Origin of the sequence: Cycloclasticus pugetii PS-1 (assembly GCF_000384415.1) — a bacterium.
GTDB classification, from domain to species: domain Bacteria; phylum Pseudomonadota; class Gammaproteobacteria; order Methylococcales; family Cycloclasticaceae; genus Cycloclasticus; species Cycloclasticus pugetii.
The window spans coordinates 1,191,902-1,216,252 of the sequence record NZ_ARVU01000001.1 but is presented as its reverse complement, the minus strand read 5'-3'; the positions used below and the strand labels follow the sequence as shown (position 1 = coordinate 1,216,252).

Here is a 24,351-nt window from a genome sequence, read left to right as displayed (position 1 = left end):
TTATTGAGTTGATTGTGCATCTAGGTCGACAATTTTTATCCAAATAGTATTATTTTTTATAGATGTTTTAGACTGACTGCCAAGAATTTTAGAGTTGGTTTGCTGAGTGATTTCATCAATGCCTGTTAATTTAATCCAGGTGTTTAGCCGCCCGCGAATAACACTTGAGGCGCGGGTAAAGTGCGCCGAGGTTCTATTTTCAGACAAGGCTTCTTCATACCAAGGAGCAATGTCTAGAATAACGGAATCATTCGATAACCGAGGCGTAACGTAAAACCCGTTTGAGGCTTCACGATAGTCTGTAGAGGCTGAGATATGATGATGGTTGTTATATTGTTGGATATGGACACTATTAACAGGTTCACTGACACCATCTGATATATAAGCGGTATGTCCTTCTAAAACTTGTATGCTCTGATTGTTCTTTTCATTTGATTGGTCTTTTGTACTATATATTTTTAGTTCGCCATCGATGGCACTTTTTGCATTATGACGGGTATCAATATTGATATGACTGTTGACGTTATAACCCTTTGTTTGCTGATTAAACTGACCATCACGATTTACATGAATAACTAAGCGGTGAGCAGGTTGGTCTAATCGCTCAATGAGTCTTTTAATATCGGATAGGTTTTGAGGGTCAACACGCAGAATTAATTCGTTATAACCGGCTCCCACTGTCTCATGAGGTTGTAAAAAAGGTTTGATGCTACTGATAACATCGACAGGTTGTTTGTGCTTTAAAGGGTGAAAAATAAGTTCAGCAAGAACAGGTGTGGTAAACAATAACAAAAGAAAAGCAGCAGTAAACTTATTAATCATAATGGCAGTGACCGAAGTTCGATGTCTGGCGAACTGATTTCCCAAGCACTTTTAAAATAGGATAAGAACTGTGCAGTACGGTCTGCGTCTGAAAAATTACAGAGGCCAACATAATGTTGATAGTTAGGTATTTGAAGGTAGGCGCTTTTGTCGAAACAAACAAAATCATCCTCACGAGGAGGGCTAGCAGCGGCCACTTTCTTAAACGAAATGCTGCTAGAAAATCGATGTGATAAACCTAGTAAGCGATGAGAGATTCGGGTGATTGGACGTGTCTCATTCACTAATATATTGATATGAGTGCGATGATTTTTTAAACAAAACTGTTCACAAGCAAAAATAACTGCTTCGGTATCAAAAACCAAAGGGTTTAGCGTGTGACTGTAGATATTAATGTCAGTGTGGGCCTGATTAATCAAACAAACTAGGGCTAGTTTGTTTTCTTCAAAAGAGTTTAGGTTAAATGTTGTTTTTGTTTCTCTAAAGACGGCGTGTTCAAGCTCATAAATTGACATTGAAAACTCCAAGTAAAATGAATATTACTAATAGTTAACCAGTGCCGGTAATGAATAGCAAATAAAGCAAAAAAAAACCGAATCAATTGATTCGGTGAACGTACAAGACTTAAAGCCTATAAATGGGGAAAAAATAGACTTTAGGTATCGTCTTGCAGGTGATTCATTATAATTATTTAAAATAATTTGAGTATGAGTTACGTCACATTTATGAGAGTTTACTAATATTATTTGCTAGTGTTTCTGCACAGCCGGTGTAGCTAGCAGGTGTCATTTCAAGCAGTAATTGTTTGGCATCGTTAGGAATCTCCAAAGTTTCGATAAAGGCTTTCATGGAGTTTTGATCTATGCCTTGCCCTCGAGTGAGTTCTTTTAATTTTTCATAGGGTTTTTCAATACCATAGCGACGCATCACCGTCTGGATAGGTTCAGCAAGAACTTCCCAGTTGGCATCTAAGTCAGCTAATAGTTTTGCTTCATTAATTTCTAGTTTAGAAATGCCTTTTTGTAATGATTTAAAGCCAATTAAGCTGTGTGCTAAACAAGTGCCTAGGTTTCTAAGCACAGTAGAATCAGTTAAATCACGTTGCCATCTTGAAATAGGTAATTTCTCAGAAAAGTGGTTCATTAAGGCATTAGCAATACCAAAATTACCTTCTGCGTTTTCGAAGTCAATGGGGTTAACTTTATGTGGCATAGTTGATGAGCCAACTTCTCCAGCAATGGTTTTTTGTTTGAAATAACCAACTGAGATATAACCCCAGACATCTCGTGAGAAATCAATCAGGATAGTATTGATTCTTGCTAGGACATGAAAGTATTCAGCAATATAGTCATGAGGCTCGATTTGGATAGTGTATGGGTTAAAGGTTAAACCCAATGATTCAACAAATGCTTCTGCAAACGCTGGCCAATCAACGGCTGGATAGGCTGAGTAATGTGCGTTGTAGTTACCCACGGCACCGTTTATTTTACCCATGATATCTACATCTTCCAGCTGCAATAATTGGCGCTCTAAGCGGGCAACAACGTTAGCAAACTCCTTCCCCATTGTGCTTGGCGAGGCAGTCTGCCCATGTGTTCTTGAGAGCAATGGCGCTGCCGCATAGTCAAGCGCTTTCTCTTTAATGTCATCAATAACATTTGCGATCGCAGTGCCTATTACTTCGTCGCGACCTTCTTTAAGCATTAAGGCGTAAGATAAGTTGTTAATGTCTTCAGAAGTGCATGCAAAGTGAATGAACTCGCTAATGGTCAGTAATTCGGCATTGTCAGCGATTTTTTCTTTAAGAAAGTACTCAACTGCTTTTACATCGTGGTTTGTTGTGCTTTCAATGTCTTTTACACGTTGAGCATCGTCTAACGAAAACTGCTCGACGATACTATCAAGCAAGGCATGAGCAGTGTCCGAAAAGCGATTAACTTCAGAAATTTCATCGTGTTCTGATAAGGCTTGTAGCCAGCGGACTTCAACGGTCACACGTGCTTTAATTAAGCCAAATTCTGAGAAAATAGGGCGTAGTTCATTAACTTTGCTGGCATAACGGCCATCAACTGGCGAAAGGGCATTTAGTTTATTTAATGTCATGAAATTATAGTGAATTATGAGTTTATAGTGGAAGTGGCGTCTATTATACCGCCACCAAGGCAAACCTCATTGTTATAAAAAACAACAGATTGACCCGGGGTCACGGCACGTTGAGGGTCGTCAAATTGTACTAGGCAATGATCATCACCAATCAGGGTGACTTGACATGCTTGGTCTTTTTGACGGTAGCGTGTTTTAGCGGTGCAGCGAAAGCTGTTTGATACAGCTTGACCGCTAACCCAGCTGAGCTGCGATGCGTTGAGTGTATTGCTTTGCATTAAGGTATGGTCATGCCCTTGAGCGACTACTAAAATATTATTTTTTAGGTCTTTTTCAACCACATACCAAGGTTCTTCGGCAGCGGATTTAATGCCGCCAATACCGAGCCCTTGACGCTGGCCCAAGGTGTAATACATTAAACCTTGGTGTTCGCCAATGGTTTCACCTTCTGGTGTGTTCATAAGGCCTGGTTGAGCGGGCAGGTAGCGTTGTAAGAAATCTTTAAATTTGCGTTCACCAATAAAACAAATACCGGTGCTATCTTTTTTCCGACTATTAATAAACCCCGCTTTTTGTGCAAGTTCTCTAACAGCCGGTTTTTCCATATTCCCAATAGGAAAGAGTGAGCGACTTAATTGCGTTTGCCCCAATGTATAAAGGAAGTAGCTTTGGTCTTTATTGTTATCCAAACCACGCAGGAGTTGGAATTGATTGTGTTGTTGAGCAATTTGTGTGTAATGTCCGGTTGCTATGTAATCAGCTCCGAGTTCAGTGGCATAATCTAAAAAGGCTTTAAACTTAATTTCACGGTTACATAAAATATCGGGGTTGGGTGTTCTACCAGCGGCATATTCGCTTAAAAAGTCTTCAAAAACGTTATCCCAGTACTCAGCTGCAAAATTGACGGTTTTAAGTTCAATACCCAATTTATCACTGACCTGTTGGGCATCGGCTAAATCTTCCTTCGCTGTACAATATTCGCTGCCATCATCCTCATCCCAGTTTTTCATAAATAAACCGGTTACCTCGTGACCTTGTTCAAGCAAGCGCAATGCGGCTACAGAAGAGTCTACCCCACCTGACATGCCGATCATTATTTTTTTATTGTCCATTTAAAACAGTAGGTTATAGGTTTTATTTAATGTAAGATTTAATGATTGAAAGCGGGTAGCTAACCCCTGACAGGTAGTCATTAAGGCTTTCTAAAATAATAGGGCTACGTAAGCGATCGGTATTTGCTTTGATTTCATCGAGACTCATCCATAACGCACGAATAATGCCTTCATCAAGTTCTGTTGAGACTTCTTTATGACACACGCTGCCAGCATAAGTACTTCGATAATAGGTGGTTTCATTATCAGTGTTATGCCATAAATACGAGCCGATAATTACTTCCGGTGTAAAACGGTAACCCGTTTCTTCTAAAGTTTCCCTAATGACAGCGTTTTCCATACTTTCGTTTGGGTCTAAATGTCCAGCAGGCTGGTTAAGGACAGGGCCGACTGGGGACTCTTCCTCAACCATCAAAAATTTTCCGTCAAGTTCAACAATAGATGCGACGGTGACGTTTGGTTTCCAGATCATCGGGTGTAGTAAAAATTATTTAGAGTACGTATTTTAATTGAATTAATTGAAGAGTGCTTCAATTGAATTAAACTTATGGATTTAACAGTGCTAATGTTTTGAATTTAAAAATATTTATTGTTGAATAAAGCTATGCTGTATTTATCAACCTTGAAAAAAGCTGGGGTCTATTAACTCAAGAAAGTTTTTGGCTGGTAATGATAATGACCCTTGTCTTTTCATGGTGACACCGTAGTAATAATCAGGAAAGTATTTTGACAATGGTTTTGCGATGAGCTGTTCGTTGCCCGTTAATGACACGCTGGTAACGATTGATAAGCCTAAACCTAATTCGACGTATTTTTTGATGATTTCCCAACTCCAAGCTTCTAATGAAACCCGATAGCGTAATTTGTGTTTTTGTAATACGTCATCAACAATACGCCATGTATTTAAGTGTTTAGGTGGCAAAATAAGGTCATATTGAACAATCTCTTGCAGGCTAACCTCATCGACCGAGGCTAGCGGATGACCAAATGGCATAATCAGCACAGGGACAAAGCGATAAACTTGCTTGTATAGAATATCGGCGGGGACTTCTAACATTGGGCCAACAGCAAAGTCTACTTCATTATTTCTAATGGCGTCTATGCTGGTGTTTCCTGATACCTGATGCAACTTAATATGTACATGAGGGTATCGTTGTTTAAAGCGTTCTACGATATTCGGTAATAAATAAAGGATACTCGCCTCACCGGCAGCGATGTTAATTTCAGTTGTTTCTTCTGGGTTGTTGGCGGCAGTGAACCGTGTTGGCAGAGTATCCATTTGCTCAACAAGTGGTTTTGCCAGTTCCAGTAATTTTTTCCCCGCATCCGTTAAGGTTATTTTCGGACCATTTCGAGTAAATAACTTAGCGTTTAATTCTTTTTCTAAGCTTTGAATTTGCAGTGATACGGACGGTTGACTTAATTGTAATAAATCAGCGGCCTTTGAAAAGCCACCAACTTTGGCGGCCATACAAAATGACCTTAATTGCTTATGACGGTTAGACTTTATCGTATGTTCTTCCATAGGATTGCATTCTATCATTAATTTAATTAATGATAGAAATAGCTTTATTGGGATTGTACGGTGGTATAAAGTTAATATAATGCACTGCACAAACATTATTTTATAACCGACTTAGGAGGTTTAAATGAATGCATTAACGTTTAAAGGTGAACTGTTACCAAGTTATGCCAGTATTTATAACGATGAAGCAAATGCTTTTGTGTCAACATTAGCGGAAGAGTTTTCCCCTCGTGTTGCAGCGTTACTCGAGGCACGTAAAGTAAGGCAGGCCGAAATTGATGCGGGTCAATTGCCTGACTTTTTAGCGGAAACAAAACATATACGTGAGGGTGATTGGCGTATCTTAGGTATTCCAGATGACCTACAAGACAGACGAGTAGAGATTACCGGTCCTGTTGATCGTAAAATGATCATTAATGCTTTAAACGCCAATGTAAAAGTGTTTATGGCCGATTTTGAGGATTCATTGTCGCCGACGTGGGATAAAGTCGCTCAGGGCCAAGTTAATATGCGTGATGCAGTTAATGGGACTATCTCATTAGATGACCCTAAATCAGGCAAACACTATGAACTAAATGATGACCCTGCGGTACTTGTTTGCCGCGCACGAGGTTTGCATCTTCCTGAAAAGCACATTCATTTAAACGGACAGGAAATTCCTGGTGGTTTAATTGATTTTGCATACTATTTTTTCCATAACTATAAAACCTTATTAGCAAAAGATTCAGGGCCATACTTTTATATTCCTAAATTGCAATCGCATAAAGAAGCTCGCTGGTGGGCTGACTTAATGGATAAAGCTGAAGATTTGGTAGGGTTAGAGCGGGGTACTATCAAAGCAACTGTTTTGATTGAAACACTACCAGCTGTCTTCGAAATGGATGAGATTCTCTACGAATTTCGTGATCATATTGTGGCACTTAACTGTGGTCGTTGGGATTATATATTTAGCTACATCAAAACGCTTAAAAATTACCCAGATCGTGTGCTTCCAGACCGCCAAGTTGTGACCATGGATAAACCCTTTTTGAGTGCATATTCGAGGCTATTAATTAAAACTTGTCATAAACGCGGTGCTTTAGCAATGGGCGGAATGGCAGCGTTTATACCCGCAAAAGATGCCGAGGCTAATGCCACTGTCTTAAAAAAAGTCGTTGGCGATAAAACGCTAGAAGCAAAAAATGGCCATGATGGAACATGGGTCGCGCACCCAGGTCTGGCAGATACAGCAATGGCGGTCTTTAATGAATATATTGGTGAAGGCAAAGCAAACCAAATGGACGTATTGCGTACTGAAGATGCCGACGTGACAGCAGAGGATTTATTAGAGCCTTGTGAAGGCGATCGAACAGAAGAGGGGATGCGGGCTAATTTGCGAATAGCTGTTCAATATATTGAAGCATGGATCCAAGGTAATGGTTGTGTGCCGATCTATGGTTTGATGGAAGATGCGGCAACTGCTGAGATTTCACGCTCATCAATCTGGCAATGGATACATCACGGCAAAAACTTAAGCAACGGCAAAAAAGTAACCGTTGAATTGTTCCGCGAATTAATGCTTGAAGAAATGGAAACTATTAAGAGTGAGATTGGTGAAAAGCGCTTTAAAGAGGGCCGTTTCAGCGAGGCGGCAAAAATAATGGACCGCTTTACCACATCTGAAAAACTAGTGGATTTCTTAACGGTACCAGCTTACGAGTATTTGTAGTTGCTAGGAATCAGTCACGTTAGGTTGGGCAGTAAAATGTCCATATATTTTAACGCTATACATGTTTACTTTTTACGTCATTAATTGAAAGGAGATCTAAATGTCATCTTATACAAATGATATAAATGCTGTTTCAGAGTTAGTTCAAGCTAAGGGAGATTCTTGGGCTGCCATTAACCCAGAATCTGTTGCACGTATGCGTGCACAGAACAAATTTAAAACGGGCCTTGATATCGCGCAATATACCGCTGATATTATGAATGCAGACATGGCGGCCTTCGATGCAGACAACACGCTATACACACAATCATTAGGTTGCTGGCACGGTTTTATTGGTCAACAAAAAATGATTTCTATTAAGAAGCACTTTGGTGGCAAGACGGATCGTCGTTACCTTTATCTTTCTGGTTGGATGGTGGCGGCCTTACGCTCTGAGTTTGGTCCTTTACCCGATCAATCAATGCATGAAAAAACCGCGGTTGCTTCATTAGTCGAAGAGCTTTATACATTTCTTCGGCAGGCTGACGCGCGTGAATTAGGTGGCCTGTTTCGTCAATTAGATACTGCTCGCGAAGCAGGTGATGAAGCTACAGTCGAACAAATCCAAGATGAAATTGATAATCATGTGACCCACGTTGTGCCGATTGTTGCTGATATTGATGCGGGCTTTGGTAATGCAGAAGCGACTTATTTAATGGCCAAACAAATGATTGAAGCGGGGGCCTGTTGTTTACAAATTGAAAACCAGGTGGCGGATGAAAAACAATGTGGTCACCAAGATGGCAAAGTCACGGTTCCTCATGCTGATTTTCATGCCAAAATTCGTGCATTACGTCACGCATTTCTAGAATTGGGTATCGACAATGGGCTAATTGTTGCTCGTACAGACTCTGAGGGTGCAGGCCTAACCAAAGAAATCGCGGTGGTTAAAGAGCCTGGTGACCAAGGCGATCAATACAATTCTTTCTTAGATGTTGAAGAAATTGACGTAGCTGATATGGCTGAAGGTGACGTATGTTTCAATCGTGACGGTAAACTTGTTCGCCCTAAGCGCTTACCTTCTGGTCTATACCAATTCCGTCAAGGTACTGGTCCTGAACGTTGCGTATTTGACTCAATCGAAGCCATTAAAGCGGGTGCCGATCTTCTTTGGATTGAAACGGCAACACCAAGCGTTAAAGACATTGCAGACATGATGAACGAAGTACGTAAAGAGATTCCTAATGCGAAGTTAGTGTACAACAATAGCCCGTCATTCAACTGGACGCTTAATTTTCGTCAACAGGCTTACGATCGATGGGTCGAAGAGGGTAAGGATGTATCGGCTTACGACCGAGAAGATCTGATGAATGCTAAATATGATGCAACGCAATTGGCTGCCGATGCAGACGATAAAATTCGCACGTTCCAAGCTGACTCGTCTCGAGAAGCAAATATCTTTCATCACTTGATTACACTGCCGACATATCACACAGCTGCATTGTCTACAGATAACTTGGCTAAAGAGTATTTTGGTGAGGCTGGAATGCTAGGCTATGTAAGGGACGTACAGCGAAAAGAAATTCGTCAGGGTATTGCCTGTGTTAAACATCAAAATATGTCGGGATCAGACATGGGCGATGACCACAAAGAATATTTTGCGGGTGAAAATGCACTGAAAGCGGGTGGCGCGAAAAACACCTCCAATCAGTTTTCTTAAATACCTAGAGAGATGCGTTAGCTAAGCGTATTTGTTGAAACTTATGTACTTTAAAGGCGGCTTTTTCTACTGAAGTCGCCTTTTTATTTGGCTGAGTTTAAAATTCGACGTAAGGTTAGTATAGATAGAAAGGACCATTAAATGCGTGAGATACCCCATTATTTAAAAGATGCCAACATGCTTCTAAGCAGAAACGGTTTTATTACCAGTCATGTTTGGTATCACGGTACCTCCTCATCTTTAGTTGACTCTATTTTGTCTGCTGGCTTAAAACGTTCAGGTGATCACCTTATGAACGAAGCAGCAAAGAGCACCATGGCGACTATTGGAAATACTTATCGTGAAACGACTGAGCCGGTTTTTTTAACACCCAGTAAAGAACTGGCCTATTACTGGGCTCAGCAAACTGTACGCCGTAGACGTTTACGGGTTGACGTTGAAGAATCGCCGGTTGTTTTTGCTATTGCATTAACGCAAGAACAACATCAGGCTGTTCGCCCTGATGTTGGCGCAGCCAGTTTGTTAATGATTAAGGACGGGCAGGACTACCTTGAGTATGTTGCCGCGCTTTATCAGCACTGTCAGGCCGGAGAACTGCGTATAGATTTGAAGAACGCACCTCGTTTAGTCTATTTAAATAAGCTCGGAATGGCCTATATTAATGAAGATATTAAGGCAGACTTTATTTCATTGGTGTCTGAGTGAAAAAAGGGTTGAAGCGATTAATAGGCCTAAATAGTGTGCTGTAGGAGTTATCAGTACATGTGTTTATAAAATTAAGTTGAGCTGTTTTTTCTAAAGCATAAGGTGTTATAAACACAAGCAGTGCACTTATGTGAACGTGCGGATGATTTAAGTTAACTTGAAAAATCATTTCACAGGCACCATTTAGTAAGTTAACTGGAGTTTGTAGCAATAAAATATAGTGGTGTTAAAAGGCTGTTCAGATTTGAAGCAGATGGTATACCATTGCTCAACGGCCTGATGAAAAAGTCTATCTATTTAGTTCGACTATATAGAACAAGATGATGTTTTTTCTGTCAAAATGACATAACTTAATTTTAATTATTGAAACGTATGCCTGATTTACCTTTTGAAGATGACCAAGACGACGGCAATTTAGCTGTTCAAGAATCAAAACCGAAGTTGCAAAAGCCGCCGATGTATAAGGTGTTGTTGTTAAATGATGATTTCACGCCAATGGATTTTGTGGTGTCTATTTTGCAAACAATTTTTTATAAAGATAAAGAAGAGGCCGTTAGAATCACCATGAATGTGCATACTAGTGGTATTGGTGTATGTGGTATTTATACTAAAGATATAGCGGAAACAAAAGTGCAACAGGTCATAGCGCATTCTCAAGAGAACCAGCATCCTTTGCAGTGCACATTAGAAGAAGTGGAGTGAACAATGCTTAACAAAGAGTTAGAACAGTCATTAAACAATGCGTTTAAACAAGCGCATGAGAAACGTCACGAATTTATAACAGTAGAACACTTGCTGTTAGCGATGATGAGTAATAAGTCTGCGTGTGAAGTGTTTGAAGCATCTGGTGGCAATGTAGAGGCAATGACCAGTGATCTTGAGGCATATTTAGAAGAGTCTACGCCGATTATTCCAAGTGATGTCGAACGTGAAACTCAACCGACACTAGGTTTTCAGCGGGTTCTTCAGCGAGCGGTATTTCATGTTCAGTCGTCCGGGAAAAAAGAAGTGACTGGTGCGAATGTACTGGTGGCTATATTTAGCGAACAAGATTCACAAGCGGTATATTTAATGAGCCGCCAAAATGTGACTCGGCTTGATGTGGTTAATTTTATATCTCATGGTATTGCAAGAATTGAAGAGGACGACATGTCTGACTTTGAGGAAGTTCCTGCATCAGAGGGAGAAGAGGCTTCAAATGATCCACTAACAAAGTATGCAGTTAATTTGAATGAACAAGCGAAACTTGGAAAAATTGATCCCTTAATTGGCCGTGAAAAAGAGTTAGAACGTACGATTCAAACCCTATGTCGCCGCCGTAAAAATAATCCTTTATTGGTTGGTGAGGCAGGCGTTGGTAAAACAGCAATTGCGGAAGGCCTAGCGTTAAAGATTGTTGAGGGTAATGTTCCTGAAGTACTTGAAGAAACCACTATTTATTCATTAGATATGGGCACATTAGTTGCCGGAACAAAATACCGAGGCGATTTTGAGAAACGACTAAAAGGTTTGGTCAATCAACTTAAAAAACAAGAAAAAAGCATACTATTTATTGACGAAATACATACTATCATTGGAGCAGGTTCGGCCTCAGGTAGTGTGATGGACGCTTCAAACATGATCAAACCAGCTTTGGCATCGGGTGAGTTGCGCTGTATTGGTTCTACTACCTATAAAGAATTCCGCGGTATTTTTGAAAAAGATCATGCCTTAGCAAGACGTTTTCAGAAAATTGATGTCAATGAGCCATCAGTTGACGATACTATTCGTATCTTAAAAGGCTTAAAACCACGTTATGAGGAACATCATAATATTGAATACAGTGCTGAAAGTATCGAAACGGCAGCTAAATTAGCAGACCGTTATCTCAATGATAGGTTTTTACCGGATAAAGCAATTGATGTTATTGATGAAGCTGGCGCAAAACAGCGTTTGTTGCCTGAAGCGGATCGGCCACCTGTGATCTTAACTAGTGATATCGAAAAAATCATTGCTCAAATTGCGAGAATTCCTGAGAAAAGCATTTCATCTCAAGATAAAGACAAGCTGAAGGACTTGGCGCGCCATCTTAAAATGGTTGTTTTCGGCCAAGATGAAGCGATTGAGAAACTGTCTGATGCTGTTATTTTAAGTCGAGCTGGGCTTGGCCAAGAAGAAAGAACCATAGGGTCATTTTTATTCGCTGGTCCAACGGGTGTAGGTAAAACAGAAGTGACCAATCAACTAGCCAAAATAATGGGTGTCGACTTAATTCGCTTTGATATGTCAGAGTACATGGAGCGTCATACGGTCTCTCGTTTGATCGGTTCCCCCCCAGGTTATGTTGGCTATGACCAAGGTGGCTTACTAACAGAGGAAGTGAACAAGCACCCGTATGCAATTTTGTTGCTTGATGAAATTGAAAAAGCCCATCCTGATATCTTTAATTTATTACTGCAAATTATGGATCACGGCACGTTAACAGATAATAACGGCAGAAAAGCAGACTTTAGAAACATCATGTTAGTGATGACGACGAATGCTGGCGCGCAAGAAGCGAGTCGTGCCTCAATTGGTTTTACTGAACAAGAGCACTCATCAGATAGTATGCAAGTGATTGAAAAGTCATTTTCACCAGAGTTTAGAAATAGACTCGATGCGGTTGTTCAATTTAAATCACTAGACGAAGACACCATTATTCATGTGGTAGACAAGTTTATATTTGAACTAGAGTCTCAATTACATGATAAGAATGTATCGTTAACATTGGAGCCGGAAGCACGTAGTTGGTTAGCGAAAAAAGGCTACGATCCTAAAATGGGCGCAAGACCGATGGAACGTACTGTGCAAGAACATATCAAAAAACCATTGGCTAACGAACTGTTATTTGGTCGATTAACCAACGGCGGAACAGTGAAGGTTTACGTAAAGGATAATAAGATTGATTTTATTATCACAGAAGCAACGAAAGACTTAATTGAGCAGCGTTAATAACGCTTACCAAATGATAAGGTTCTGATCGGGTATGAGTTAACGGGGTGTGTCCCCGTTAAGTAATACGTATAGAGTGATGCTTATTTAACTCGGTAGGTGATTCGGCCTTTTGTTAAATCGTATGGTGTCATTTCTACTTTAACGCGGTCACCCGTTAAAATACGAATATAGTGCTTACGCATTTTTCCTGAGATATGCGCTGTGATAATGTGACCATTTTCCAACTCAACACGAAACATTGTATTTGGTAGCGTATCTTTTACTACGCCTTCCATTTCAATTTGATCTTCTTTTGCCATGATTTCCTTTAAAAAATAATAAACTAAACACTTGATTAACAAGCTAATGCGGCGCGATTTTACACTATTTGAGCGGTGTTAAGTACGAATTGGTTTAAAAAGTTATTGGGGAGTCCAAAGATGCGCTTTGATCGGGTAGCTCATCATCTTTAGTGTAACGACGCCATTTTCCTTCAATTAACATCTCAAGGGGCATGAAATTAGTTTTATAAGCCATTTTTACTGAATTTTTTATGTAATACCCAAGGTATAAATGCCTTTTCCCGCGGTTTTGAGTGGCCTTGATTTGCTGCAAAATTGAAAAGGTCCCCAGACTTCTAGCTGAGTATTCTGGGTCGAAGAAAGTATAAACTGCAGAGAGGGCATCACCAAAAATATCTGTTACTGAAACAGCTAATAGTTTTTCACCCAAACGGGTTTCAAACATCAAACTGTTACCAAATGATTGACATAAAAACTCTTCGTATTCATTTTCACCGAAACTTTCCATAGAGCCACCAGGGTGTTTAAAAGCTTGGTATCGGCAGTATAGCTCGTAGTGTTCTGTTGAGAAAATAGATTGCACAGAGCTAACGCTTAGGTCTTTATTTTTTGTTAACACTCTTCGTTGGCTTTTTGATGCGTTAAATGATTGTACATCCACTCTCGAAGAAATGCAGGCACGACAACTAGGGCAGTGTGGGCGATATGTATGTTGTCCGCTTCGCCTAAAACCGATGCTAATAAGGTATTCGTAAATGCTAGGTGTTACTGTGACATCAGGCGAAATAAAAATATTTTGTGATTGTCGATCCGTTAAGTAATCACACGCTTGTGGTGTTGATATATAGAGTTGTAACTGTCTGCCAGCTGGGGAGGGTGAGCTCATGAAAGTAACCACGCGTTTGTCGACGGTTTTTTTAGACAATATACTGCAAGTTGTTCAGCAAATTCTTTTCTCGGTATGGTTGATGCGCCCAATCGCTCTAGATGGTCAGAGTGGACTTGGCAATCTATCAGCTGAAACTCCCATTGACTTAACTGTTTGCATAAAAAAGCAAACCCCACTTTGGATGCGTTATCTAACCGGCTGAACATTGATTCGCCAAAAAAAACCTGCCCAATGCTGACACCATAAAGACCACCAACTAGTTTTTCGTCCGCCCAAACTTCAACTGAATGAGCGTGACCTAAAGTAAACAGAGTTTGATAAGCATCAATCATTGAATCGGTAATCCAAGTGCCTTGTTGATCCTTTCGACTCGTAGAGCAGGCCACGATGACCTCATTAAATGCCTTGTCAACGGTGCAGCTATATAAATTTTTATTGATACATTTTTTCAGGCTGCGAGAAATATGTAGATCATCCGGTTTTAAAACTAACCGAGGGTCAGGTGACCACCAAAGAATAGGCTGATCTTCATCAAACCAAGGAAAGATACCGCAACGGTAGGCATTTAGTAAGCGCTGGGGGTTTAAAGTTCCCCCAGCTGCTAGTAAGCCATTTGGCTCCTCTAATGCGTAATCTAGAGAAGGAAATGGTTCAGCATCATTTTCTATATCTAACCAGTGGAGCATGATAGATTACAGATCTTTATGCATCCTCTAAAGCATCAAGAAAACGCTCGGCGTCAAGCGCAGCCATACAACCAGAGCCTGCCGATGTAATGGCTTGCCTGTATATAGAGTCAGCGACATCCCCAGCGGCAAAAATACCTGGAATACTGGTTTGTGTTGCATTGCCTGAGCTGCCACGTTCAGTATGTAAGTACCCATGAGACATATCTAATTGGCCGTCAAAAATTTGAGTGTTAGGTGAATGACCGATGGCAATAAAAACACCTTCAAGGTCAATCTCTTTCGTACTATTATCTTGAGTGTTTTTAATGCGAATACCCGTGACACCCATATCGTCGCCGAGTACTTCATCTAATTGGTTAAACCATTCGACTGAAATATTACCATCGGCCACTTTTTTCATTAATTTATCGGATAAGATTTTTTCCGAACGAAATGAGTCACGTCGATGAATAACTGTAACGTGTTCTGCAATGTTAGATAAGTAAAGTGCCTCTTCAACGGCAGTATTGCCGCCGCCGATAACAGCAACACGTTGGTTCTTATAGAAAAAACCATCACAGGTGGCACATGCTGAAACACCTTTTCCTTTAAATGCTTCTTCAGACGGTAAGCCTAAATATTTTGCAGAAGCACCGGTGGCGATTATTAAGGCATCGCAAGTGTATGTGCCTGCATCGCCCTTTAAAGTGAATGGGCGTTGTTGTAATTCGGTAGTATGGATATGGTCAAACTGAATTTTTGTATCGAAGCGTTCAGCGTGTTGCTTCATTCTTTCCATCAAAGCTGGGCCTTGCAAGCCTTCTACATCACCAGGCCAATTATCAACTTCAGTAGTTGTCATCAGTTGGCCGCCTTGTTCAATACCGGTGATTAATAAGGGGTTTAGGTTGGCTCTAGCAGCATATACAGCAGCTGTGTAACCTGCAGGGCCGGACCCTAAAATAATTAATCGATGATGTGAGTTGTCGCTCATAAGTGGCTCCTAAATAACTGTGTTTAAACTATGCTTATACCCAAGGGGGTATGTTTGAAAATGAGCGCTGGCTCATTTAATTTAATTTTAAAGCGCTGTAGTATGGCGATAAGATCTAACTAGGTAAAGTATTATGCTGATGAATATTGGTATTCCAAAAGAGATTAAAACAGCTGAAGGGCGTGTTGCATTAACGCCAATGGCTTGTCAGGAACTCATTGCGAAGGGGCACCGCCTTTATATTGAACATCAGGCTGGTGTTTTAAGCGGCTTTGATGATGACCAATATAGGCAAGTTGGTGTGATTGTTTGCCCTACAGCGCAAGCACTTTATAAGGCAGGCGATTTAATTGTAAAGGTAAAAGAGCCGCAAGAGGGGGACCTTCAATATTTAACACCTAATCACCTTCTTTTTTGTTTTCTTCACCTTGCTGCGAACGAAGAACTAGCGAGTAAATTATCAAAAATAGGCCTGACGGCTGTTGGTTTTGAATCGGTGCGAGATAATAAACAGCTGCCAATCCTTAAACCCATGAGTGAAATAGCCGGAAAACTATCTGTTCAGATAGGTGCTACTTTATTACATCAATACCGCGGTGGTTCTGGTTTATTGTTAGGCGGTTTGCAAGACGATGGTGTCGAAAAAGGGCAAGTATTGGTACTTGGGGCTGGTTCTGCTGGAAGGCAAGCAGCCTTATTAGCAAGAAATATAGGCGCGAATGTGTCTGTTTATGATAAGTCACTTGAGGCACTTGCATCAGTCACTCAACTGGATCCTTTAATTAACCCTATAAATAATCAAGAGGAATGTTTGTCGTTAATGGCTACCACAAACTTGTTAGTGGCTGCTTTGCATGTTCCCGGGAAGAAAGCGCCGCATTTTATTAACCGTTCCCATTTAAAATTAATGATGGAAGGTTCTGTCATTGTGGATATTTCAGTGGATCAAGGGGGATGTGTTGAAACAACTCGTCCGACAACGTATAACGAACCGACTTTTGTAGAGGAGGGAGTTACTCATTTTTGTGTGGCTAATATGCCAGGAGCTGTACCTAGAACGGCTACGCAAGCTCTTTCAGAAGTGTTACCCGCATATATTCATCGATTTGCACAAGAAGAGTGGTCTGAACGAGATGCGGTTATGAAATCGGCCATTAATGTCAAAGCAGGAAAAGTGCTTATTGACCTGCTTTAGACATTAATGACGAGATCAATATTTTACTTAAAGCGTGCCTTCAAGTAATTTTTTATTTAACTCAGCCCAACCTGTACCAGATTTAGCGGCGCCTTCTAAGTAGTGTTCAGGTGCTGTCATGTAAGGAGGGCGGCATGGACCTGCTTTCATCCAACCAGCTGCATTAATACGCGCTTTTTCTAACTGAATGTTATATTTAGAAAATTCAGCAAAGCCTCCAGGAGGGAATAAGCTAGACAGTGCTAATGCCATTTGTGGGTAAAGCTCGTCTGGTCTACTCCAGTCACCTGTTTTAGCCGCTTCTCTAACACTGTCACGCCAATGAATGGTTAGCTCAGGGCCTGTACAAGCAAGTGGTGACCAAAAAGCAGTGTTGAATTCTGGATCCATTTTAGCAGCATCTGCGTGATCGATTTCTAGTGGCAAAAATCTAATTTGCTTTTTTGAAACCATCGTGTGCAAGTGTAGTTGACCAATATTTATGTACTTGCAAGTGATGACTTGTGGAATGTTAGCAACTTGAGCCCAAAATGGAGCTGGGAAATCAAATTTAAATGCTTCTGGGTTAGCGTAAATAGCGATTGCCATTTCAGGCACAGCTTCAGCAACATCTTGATAGAAACGAACAGCTGCAGGTACATCAATTTGCTGCCACATTGGTAAGCCTAACATTGTTCCGTCAGCACCAATATCTCGTGCATGACGTAATTGACGAATAGTCTCGCGAGTATTCATTGTTGTAACACCAACAAAGATAGGTACTCGTCCGGCTGAAGTTTCAACCATGACTTCCATCATTTTTTTCTTTTCTTCCCAAGTAAGGGTAGCGCCTTCTCCAAAAGTTCCTTGACTCATGATGGCGTCAACACCAGATTCAATAAGGCCGTCAACAGCTCTAGCGATTTCGTCATAATCAACGCTGTCTTCTGTTTGCCATTGATCACCAGTTTCTATCGCTGGTGTAGGAATGATTGCCCAAGCACCATTCACATCTTCTACTGTTAACCTGTCTTGTCTTCTAGCCATAATTATGTCCACCTATTTGTTATTTTTAAAATAAATATGAGAGCGAGAATTGTATATTGATAACATTTTATATACCAAGGACTTTTATCAGTTTTTTCTTATATACAACATGAACCTGACAGTCGAGGTATTTAATACGCATTTTAATTTTATTCTAACTGTATAAAAATCTTAATATTATTTATTAAAGTGCGCAAAAAAATTAATAAATTGGGCCTAAGCGGTGACTCCATGGGATTAATTAATCGAATGTTTTATATTAAGCTTTAGCTATTTTATAGAACATGTTATTTAAAAAAGCCCCGCGTTGATCCACATATGCACATAAATACTGGCAGCGTAACCGAGAGCGATAACAGGTGCCCATTTAAGGTGTGAAGCAAATGTATAGATACCACGTGCTTGCCCCATTAGGGCAACACCTGCAGCAGAGCCAATTGATAATAAGCTTCCTCCAACTCCAGCGGTTAATGTAACCAGTAACCATTGACCTTGAGACATATCGGGCGACATGGTTAAAACGGCAAACATCACTGGAATGTTGTCGACAATGGCAGACATAAGGCCCAGTAATACATTTGCGGTAGTTGGTCCTAGGTCGCCATAGATGAATTCGGAAGCCAGACCTAGGTAGCCAAGAAAGCCTAACCCTCCTACCGCCATGATCACACCATAGAAGAAGAATAGGGTGTCCCATTCAGCGCCTGCAACCTTGTCGAAAACATCAAATTCACGAAAATCAGTCTGTGCGTTATCTTTACTGCCTTCTTGAAACCTTTCTTCAAAACCTGGTGAGTTTCGTGAATGCTCGCTAATTTTAAGGTAATAACTAAAAAATTTCAGGTAGGCTAAACCGGTCATCATGCCAATGGCAGGAGGTAGGTGCAGGAAGTTATGAAAGCAGACAGCGGTCAAAATGGTTAATGCAAAAAGCATAACAATAGTTAGACCGCCTCGTTTAATAAGCAATGTTTCATTATCATCGACAGAGTTAGGCATTCCAGCAGGGATGAAAGCACTCATAATGGCTGCGGGTACTAAATAATTTACCAGTGATGGTATAAAAAGATTAAAGAATTCAGTAAATTGAAGTAAGCCTTTTTGCCACACCATTAACGTGGTGATGTCGCCGAACGGGCTGAACGCACCACCTGCGTTTGCACCAACAACGATGCTGATGCAGGAAATAGACACAAATTTAGGAGCGTTTTTGCCAACGGTAAGCACAACAGTACACATGATAAGTGCCGTTGTTAGATTGTCTGCCACCGGTGATATAAAGAAGGCTAGGGTACCGGTTAACCAGAATAGGTTTTTATAACTGAAGCCTTTATCAATTAACCAGCCACGGAGCGCATCAAATACTTTGCGCTCTATCATCGCGTTTATATAGGTCATTGCTACCAATAAAAAGAAGAATAATTCGGCATATTCAAGAAAGTTATGGCGTAAGGCGATTTCTGCAGCATGATCATACCCATGGGTCTTGTATGCGATTGCGATCATGATCCAGATGAGCCCAGCAGCCAATAAGACCGGTTTGGATTTACGTAAGTGAAGTTGCTCTTCAAAGATCACTAGTGTGTAGGCGAGAGCAAAAACTAATAATGATAAATATCCAACTATAGTGGATGTAAGGTCTATCGGTTGGTAAGTAGCTGAGGAGGACCATGCAAGGCAGGGGGTTATTAGCAGCAGTAAAGCGGCTAGTATCATAAGTATTTTCATCTAAAGTGCTCCTTATTATTAGCACTGTGTTAAAAATGCTAAAAAAATTATCGAGTATGAAACGAAATGAACGTAGATATCTGTTCTATTAAGGTAAAGGTTCCCACGATTGATCGTGGGAACCCAGCCTCACCGTTATAAGGTTTAATTTAATGTTGAATGGCCTTAAAAATCCCAACAAAACTGGAGTCACTTTTAATGTTTATCTGTAATTGAAGTGATCTAGCAATGTCGCTGGCTGAAATGATTCCTCGAATTTTGTGATGCTTATGGTCCACAACCAGGCAGTGTCGGTAACCGCTGTTTTTAAGGCTACCAATAACATCTTTAATAGAGGCGTGTGCCAGATCCGAATAATCAAAAGACTTTAATTTATTTCTCGGTCTCATAAAGTCAGTAACAGACAGTTCTTCTCTGTTTTCACCTTTAGATACACGCTTAAGTATTTCCCGGCTATTTAAGTCCTCTAGACTAACGACACCTAATAAATGATTGTTACTATTAACAACAAACTTTAAGCGAACATGTTCTGTTTGCATGAGTTTTTCAGCATCTATGGCAGACATAGAGGAGTTTATAACCATCGGTTGGGTTTTTTCAAAATCGGTGAAGATTTCGAGCGCTGGTGACTTCAAGCTAATTTGTTTGTTTAGCTCTGGCCAAGCTAATTCATCGAAGGGAGTAGTATCGTAAAATGCTAAGTCTTTCATCGTTGTGCTCTCCGGTTTTTAAATGATATGCCATGGGAAGGCAGAAAATGACTTTAAGGGAGGCGTGTTGTCTTACAGTATTGCATAGCTTGTGACGGCTATTGCGAATACGCAGCTATTAGGCAGCCCTTAAAAAATAGTTGTTTTTGACCAGAAAAGTCTAGTCTGTATAACGTTAGCCGATGAAGGAGGGAGGGGCGCGGATAGAAAATTTGCCAGCAATATTATGTGCTGAAACGTAAATAGGCTGTGAACGGTCGCTATGAGTAGCGTGTTTTTTGTTGTGATAGACGTGCGTTGATAAAAAATCATCAACGTTATCAAAAGGATTGTTTTCATCTGATAACTCAAACTCTACAAGCGAAGAGGCAGGCTTAAAAGAGCTGTCTGAATATAGGTGCTGTGTATCACCTAGAGCCGCCGATGAGACGGCGATCAGTGTTAAAGACAGAAAAAATAGACCTATCTTTGATTTCTTAATTAACATGAGGAATCTGATGAGGTTAGTCCAACTTAAATTAATGGCCAGTGCGTGTAGATTGCCTAATAAGGAATATTGCTGAAGGTTAATGATATTGTCAATGGAATTTGTATAAAAACCTTTGTTGTTCGTAGAGCCTGCTGTTTACATAAAGAAAAGAATAATTAGCTCTCAGTCGCCATTAAAATCGATTTATCGCATTCGGTTGATGACTGGATCGGCTTTCAGTTTATTGATGATGAACTGGTTACACCTGAAAATGAGTTTGTCACGCTGGGTAAAATTCGCGCTCATTAATACCTTAATCTTAATGTGACGATTGATTTTAGAGCTGACGAGAACACCAAGCTAAAAGAAGATATCGAACGTTTAACGTCGCCTAAAGCATTTTTATATAACTGGAAAAGTTTTCCATAGCATCTGAAGAGTACACGCTGTAATCCTTAGCTTTAATGATATTGCCGAATATAATACTTCGTATAATGTATATTATGTTAAATTAATACCTAAACGACAGTTGAAAATTAAGAGGATTAATGAATTTAGGACCTCACTTTATTAATTTTTAGTTAACGGGTTGTTTATTTAAATAAAGCCATTTAACAGGGACTACTCTTTTTTAATGTGAGAATTAGCGAGGTTATTTATTATCTGCTCGGCCAAGGTTACAGGCTTAAGACAAAGTTATGTCGAAACCCTTTGGTCACGTTTTGATTTTTGGCTTAAACGTGTAGCCTTTACGATATAAATGTTATGTTGTATCATAACTTTAATCGTATGGAGGGTCACTAGAATGAAGAATACATTACTTAAGTTCGTTAGCTTTAATCTAGTTTTCCTAAGCGCTGCAATACAGGCTGAGGAAGCAAGGACGAACTTAGATGCACATGTTCATGGCGTATCTGAGCTAATGGTAGTGGCCGAAGAGAATGCGCTTGAAATTCAATTTAAATCACCCGCTATGAACCTCGTTGGTTTTGAGCATCAGGCGAAATCATCAAAAGACCTTAAGGCGGTTGATAAAGCTGCTTCAACGCTTCGTCAACCTGAGGCTCTTTTCTTAATGTCTGATGCCCATTGCAAGCTGATTAATATGTCTGTCGACCTATCCAAAATTATCGACATAGACCATCAGGATAATGATCATGACAGAAGTTCAAGTAACCATAAGCATGAACATAACGATAATGGGAAGCATCATGATGAGAACCACAGTGAAATAATGGTCACCTATAAATACCACTGTCAGGACAGCACTTCCCTGCCCTCAATAACCGTGAATTTATTTGAGTTTTTTACGGGTATTGAAGAAATAAATACCATGTGGATTAATCAAACAGGGCAAGGTGGGATAACACTCCGACACAATAACCGTACTATTAACTTTTAGGCCACATTTATGGATAACACAGATAGCATCCTTCAATCTGCAGAACGTCATTGCAAAGATCACGGCACCCGATTGACGGAAAAAAGAAAGCTAGTTTTAACGGGGCTTATACAGTCTGAGATGGCTCTTTCCGCTTATGAATTAATCGCTGAGGTAAAGAAACAATACAATCAAGACCTTGCCGCCATGTCGGTTTATCGTATTTTAGATTTTCTAGAAAGTGAAAAACTGGTTCATAAGCTCAAATTAGCAAATAAGTACATCGCTTGCGAGCATATTAGCTGCGACCATGCTCATGGCGTGTCGCAATTTTTGATTTGCGGGCAATGTAATAAAGTTAAAGAAATCAACATTAAGCCAGCTACTATGGCGGAACTTCAAACGACCGTTGACGAAGCCGGATTCAAGCTTATCAGCCCCCAATTTGAAATGAACTGCATTTGTGCTGATTGTTTAGCACATACAGCCTAACAACCTAGGAAACTATTAAATGAAAACAACACAAGTGATGACAGACAAACTAGCGATTGGTTTATCATTATTATGCACCTTCCATTGCTTAGCCCTACCGATTTTATTGGTTTTACTACCCAGTATGGCGGCACTGGGATTAGATAATGAGAACTTCCATCTATGGATGGTTGTGGCTGTCATTCCAAGCAGTCTTTACGCTTTAACCTTGGGCTGCAAACAGCACAAACGCTATCAACTGTTCTATTTAGGCGCAATTGGAGTGGCGCTACTCATCTTGGCCTTAGCTTTAGGAGAAGAGCGAATTGGTGAGTCAGGTGAAAAGACACTGACAGTTTTAGGCGCCTGCTTCGTTGCCATTGGCCATTGGTTTAATTACCGCCTTTGTAATGCACTAGACCATGAAAACTGCGCCTGCCCTAACGATAAAGATTCTGGTGTAAATTGAAACGCGACTACTTTATCACCTTAGAGCAAAAAAGTAACAACAGTTTATTAGCATTACCTGAAGTTATAGAGCAACTTGCTTTTAACGAGCAAGGTTTAATTCCTGTTATTACTCAAGATGCAAACACCCAGTCGGTATTAATGTTCGCCTGGATGAATAAAGAGGCACTTGCACAGACAATTGCAACTCAGCGCATGACCTACTGGTCGAGAAGCCGTCAGCAGCTTTGGATTAAAGGTGAAACCAGTGGTAGCTGGCAAAAATTGCTAGCCATGTCGCTCGATTGTGATGGCGATGTTATTCTTTGTGAAGTCGAGCAACAAGGAGCTGCTTGCCATACCGGCCGCAAATCGTGTTTTTATTTGCACGTTGACGTTGATAGTCAGCACGTTAGGATCACTGACAGCAATGAGCTCTGAAAGCGGTAACATTCAAGCCGTTCCCACCAACATCATTACAGGCTTTTTAGGTGTTGGAAAAACCTCTGCAATTTTGCATTTACTTAAATGCAAACCAAACGATGAACGCTGGGCGGTATTAATCAATGAATTTGGAGAAATTGGTGTCGACGGCAGTGTTGTAGCCGGTCAACATTCAACCGACGAGGGGATTTTCATTCGTGAAGTACCCGGAGGCTGCATGTGTTGTGCTGCCGGCTTACCTATGCAAACTGCCTTAAACCAACTCTTAGCGAAAGCTAAACCAGATCGTTTACTGATTGAACCCACCGGGCTCGGACACCCTAAAGAAGTATTGCAGGCGCTTTCTATGGAGTATTATCAGGAGGTCTTGTCTTTGCAGAAAACTATTACCTTGGTGGATGCAAGAAACTTGTCTGACTCACGCTATACCCAGCATGAAACGTTTAACCAGCAAATTGCAATTGCCGATACCGTTGTTGGAAATAAGTTGGACTTATATCAAGACACTGATAAGGCCAACTTAATTGCTTACGTGAAACAACGAGGACAGACCAACACACGTGTTATTTTTACCCAGCATGGGGAAATACCCTTTTCAGCATTACAGGGCTCAACCTCCAGTTCATACCAAGCGTCCCTTCCCCATCATCACGCATCGGGTTCAAAACCACTTGTTTCAGAGGCTGACATACCGGCTTGCGGATTCTTAAAGGCCATCAATGAGGGTGAAGGATATAAAAGTATCGGCTGGCGCTTTTCTCCTCATAAGGTTTTTCAGCGCGAAAAATTACTGGTATTTTTAACCGGCTTGCAAGTCGAACGAATGAAGGCCGTTTTTATAACTGAGGCTGGTTTTTTTGCTTATAACCTTGCTAACGATACGTTAACAGAGATTGGACTGGACGAGTGCTTGGAAAGCCGTATTGAAATTATTTCTGACAGCCTCGATGACGCCTTAGAACCGCAGCTAATGGCTTGTATCGCCGATTGATTTTTAATGG

25 protein-coding genes are annotated in these 24,351 nt (G+C 40.6%); 11 read left to right on the top strand and 14 right to left on the bottom strand.

The window, feature by feature from the left end:
• From CYCPU_RS0105880 to CYCPU_RS0105855, 6 genes are all read right to left on the bottom strand, one after another.
• Positions 1–822 carry a hypothetical protein gene (locus CYCPU_RS0105880; protein WP_020162179.1) on the bottom strand — a complete coding sequence of 274 codons (822 nt, stop codon included), beginning with the start codon at positions 820–822 and terminating at the stop codon, positions 1–3.
• Positions 819–1,337 carry a DUF7931 domain-containing protein gene (locus CYCPU_RS0105875; protein WP_020162178.1) on the bottom strand — a complete coding sequence of 173 codons (519 nt, stop codon included), beginning with the start codon at positions 1,335–1,337 and terminating at the stop codon, positions 819–821. The genes CYCPU_RS0105880 and CYCPU_RS0105875 overlap by 4 nt, the downstream gene beginning before the upstream one ends.
• A 208-nt stretch (positions 1,338–1,545) precedes the next feature.
• The gene (gene purB / locus CYCPU_RS0105870; RefSeq protein ID WP_020162177.1) at positions 1,546–2,925 is read right to left on the bottom strand and encodes an adenylosuccinate lyase; all 1,380 of its coding nucleotides are present in this window, start codon (positions 2,923–2,925) and stop codon (positions 1,546–1,548) included.
• A 14-nt stretch (positions 2,926–2,939) separates the two neighbouring features.
• Entirely contained in the window at positions 2,940–4,037 is a 1,098-nt protein-coding gene (gene mnmA / locus CYCPU_RS0105865) for a tRNA 2-thiouridine(34) synthase MnmA (RefSeq protein ID WP_015005977.1), read from the bottom strand.
• Between the two features lie 22 nt (positions 4,038–4,059).
• The gene (locus CYCPU_RS0105860; RefSeq protein WP_015005976.1) at positions 4,060–4,509 is read right to left on the bottom strand and encodes an NUDIX hydrolase; all 450 of its coding nucleotides are present in this window, start codon (positions 4,507–4,509) and stop codon (positions 4,060–4,062) included.
• A gap of 144 nt (positions 4,510–4,653) precedes the next feature.
• Positions 4,654–5,562: a LysR family transcriptional regulator gene (locus CYCPU_RS0105855; RefSeq protein ID WP_083923781.1), complete on the bottom strand. Its 909-nt coding sequence runs from the start codon at positions 5,560–5,562 to the stop codon at positions 4,654–4,656.
• Between the two features lie 124 nt (positions 5,563–5,686).
• Between CYCPU_RS0105855 and aceB the strand changes: the two genes are divergently transcribed.
• The 5 genes from aceB to clpA all read left to right on the top strand — a co-directional run bounded on the left by aceB (position 5,687) and on the right by clpA (position 12,644).
• Positions 5,687–7,270, top strand: a complete 1,584-nt coding sequence (gene aceB / locus CYCPU_RS0105850; RefSeq protein ID WP_020162175.1) for a malate synthase A — start codon at positions 5,687–5,689, stop codon at positions 7,268–7,270.
• A gap of 100 nt (positions 7,271–7,370) precedes the next feature.
• A complete protein-coding gene (locus CYCPU_RS0105845) occupies positions 7,371–8,969 on the top strand; it encodes an isocitrate lyase (protein ID WP_020162174.1) in 1,599 nt (532 codons plus the stop codon).
• A 141-nt stretch (positions 8,970–9,110) separates the two neighbouring features.
• Positions 9,111–9,674, top strand: coding sequence for a hypothetical protein (locus CYCPU_RS0105840; RefSeq protein ID WP_020162173.1), 564 nt, complete (start codon positions 9,111–9,113; stop codon positions 9,672–9,674).
• A 372-nt stretch (positions 9,675–10,046) separates the two neighbouring features.
• Entirely contained in the window at positions 10,047–10,376 is a 330-nt protein-coding gene (clpS, locus tag CYCPU_RS0105835) for an ATP-dependent Clp protease adapter ClpS (protein ID WP_015005971.1), read from the top strand.
• 3 nt (positions 10,377–10,379) lie between these two features.
• Positions 10,380–12,644 carry an ATP-dependent Clp protease ATP-binding subunit ClpA gene (gene clpA / locus CYCPU_RS0105830; protein ID WP_020162172.1) on the top strand — a complete coding sequence of 755 codons (2,265 nt, stop codon included), beginning with the start codon at positions 10,380–10,382 and terminating at the stop codon, positions 12,642–12,644.
• Between the two features lie 83 nt (positions 12,645–12,727).
• Here the strand turns inward: clpA and infA are convergent, their stop codons facing one another.
• The 4 genes from infA to trxB all read right to left on the bottom strand — a co-directional run bounded on the left by infA (position 12,728) and on the right by trxB (position 15,479).
• Positions 12,728–12,946, bottom strand: a complete 219-nt coding sequence (infA, locus tag CYCPU_RS0105825) for a translation initiation factor IF-1 (protein WP_015005969.1) — start codon at positions 12,944–12,946, stop codon at positions 12,728–12,730.
• Between the two features lie 94 nt (positions 12,947–13,040).
• Complete coding sequence (locus CYCPU_RS0105820) at positions 13,041–13,814, bottom strand: arginyltransferase (protein WP_020162171.1); 774 nt, start codon at positions 13,812–13,814, stop codon at positions 13,041–13,043.
• Positions 13,811–14,503: a leucyl/phenylalanyl-tRNA--protein transferase gene (aat, locus tag CYCPU_RS0105815; protein ID WP_015005967.1), complete on the bottom strand. Its 693-nt coding sequence runs from the start codon at positions 14,501–14,503 to the stop codon at positions 13,811–13,813. The genes CYCPU_RS0105820 and aat overlap by 4 nt, the downstream gene beginning before the upstream one ends.
• 16 nt (positions 14,504–14,519) lie before the next feature.
• Positions 14,520–15,479, bottom strand: coding sequence for a thioredoxin-disulfide reductase (gene trxB, locus CYCPU_RS0105810; protein ID WP_015005966.1), 960 nt, complete (start codon positions 15,477–15,479; stop codon positions 14,520–14,522).
• 133 nt (positions 15,480–15,612) lie between these two features.
• Here trxB and CYCPU_RS0105805 point away from each other — a divergent pair, with 133 nt between their 5' ends.
• A complete protein-coding gene (locus CYCPU_RS0105805; protein ID WP_020162170.1) occupies positions 15,613–16,674 on the top strand; it encodes an alanine dehydrogenase in 1,062 nt (353 codons plus the stop codon).
• 27 nt (positions 16,675–16,701) lie between these two features.
• Here the strand turns inward: CYCPU_RS0105805 and CYCPU_RS0105800 are convergent, their stop codons facing one another.
• The 4 genes from CYCPU_RS0105800 to CYCPU_RS0105785 all read right to left on the bottom strand — a co-directional run bounded on the left by CYCPU_RS0105800 (position 16,702) and on the right by CYCPU_RS0105785 (position 20,625).
• Complete coding sequence (locus CYCPU_RS0105800) at positions 16,702–17,700, bottom strand: dihydrodipicolinate synthase family protein (RefSeq protein ID WP_015005964.1); 999 nt, start codon at positions 17,698–17,700, stop codon at positions 16,702–16,704.
• Positions 17,701–17,991: 291 nt separating this feature from the next.
• Positions 17,992–19,428 carry a sodium:proton antiporter NhaD gene (gene nhaD / locus CYCPU_RS0105795; protein WP_020162169.1) on the bottom strand — a complete coding sequence of 479 codons (1,437 nt, stop codon included), beginning with the start codon at positions 19,426–19,428 and terminating at the stop codon, positions 17,992–17,994.
• Between the two features lie 149 nt (positions 19,429–19,577).
• Entirely contained in the window at positions 19,578–20,138 is a 561-nt protein-coding gene (locus CYCPU_RS0105790) for a CBS domain-containing protein (protein ID WP_016390651.1), read from the bottom strand.
• Between the two features lie 175 nt (positions 20,139–20,313).
• Positions 20,314–20,625: a hypothetical protein gene (locus tag CYCPU_RS0105785; RefSeq protein ID WP_016390652.1), complete on the bottom strand. Its 312-nt coding sequence runs from the start codon at positions 20,623–20,625 to the stop codon at positions 20,314–20,316.
• Between the two features lie 787 nt (positions 20,626–21,412).
• Here CYCPU_RS0105785 and CYCPU_RS0105780 point away from each other — a divergent pair.
• The 5 genes from CYCPU_RS0105780 to CYCPU_RS0105760 are packed head-to-tail and all read left to right on the top strand — an operon-like array spanning position 21,413 to position 24,341.
• Positions 21,413–22,009 carry a DUF2796 domain-containing protein gene (locus tag CYCPU_RS0105780; protein WP_020162168.1) on the top strand — a complete coding sequence of 199 codons (597 nt, stop codon included), beginning with the start codon at positions 21,413–21,415 and terminating at the stop codon, positions 22,007–22,009.
• A gap of 9 nt (positions 22,010–22,018) precedes the next feature.
• Positions 22,019–22,480 carry a Fur family transcriptional regulator gene (locus CYCPU_RS0105775; RefSeq protein ID WP_015005959.1) on the top strand — a complete coding sequence of 154 codons (462 nt, stop codon included), beginning with the start codon at positions 22,019–22,021 and terminating at the stop codon, positions 22,478–22,480.
• 19 nt (positions 22,481–22,499) lie between these two features.
• On the top strand, positions 22,500–22,928 hold the full coding sequence (locus CYCPU_RS0105770) for a MerC domain-containing protein (protein WP_015005958.1): 429 nt from the start codon (positions 22,500–22,502) through the stop codon (positions 22,926–22,928).
• Positions 22,925–23,347 carry a phosphoribosyl-AMP cyclohydrolase gene (hisI, locus tag CYCPU_RS0105765; RefSeq protein WP_015005957.1) on the top strand — a complete coding sequence of 141 codons (423 nt, stop codon included), beginning with the start codon at positions 22,925–22,927 and terminating at the stop codon, positions 23,345–23,347. Before CYCPU_RS0105770 ends, hisI begins: the two co-directional genes overlap by 4 nt.
• Complete coding sequence (locus CYCPU_RS0105760) at positions 23,337–24,341, top strand: CobW family GTP-binding protein (protein ID WP_020162167.1); 1,005 nt, start codon at positions 23,337–23,339, stop codon at positions 24,339–24,341. The genes hisI and CYCPU_RS0105760 overlap by 11 nt, the downstream gene beginning before the upstream one ends.
• The last annotated feature ends 10 nt before the right edge of the window (positions 24,342–24,351 follow it).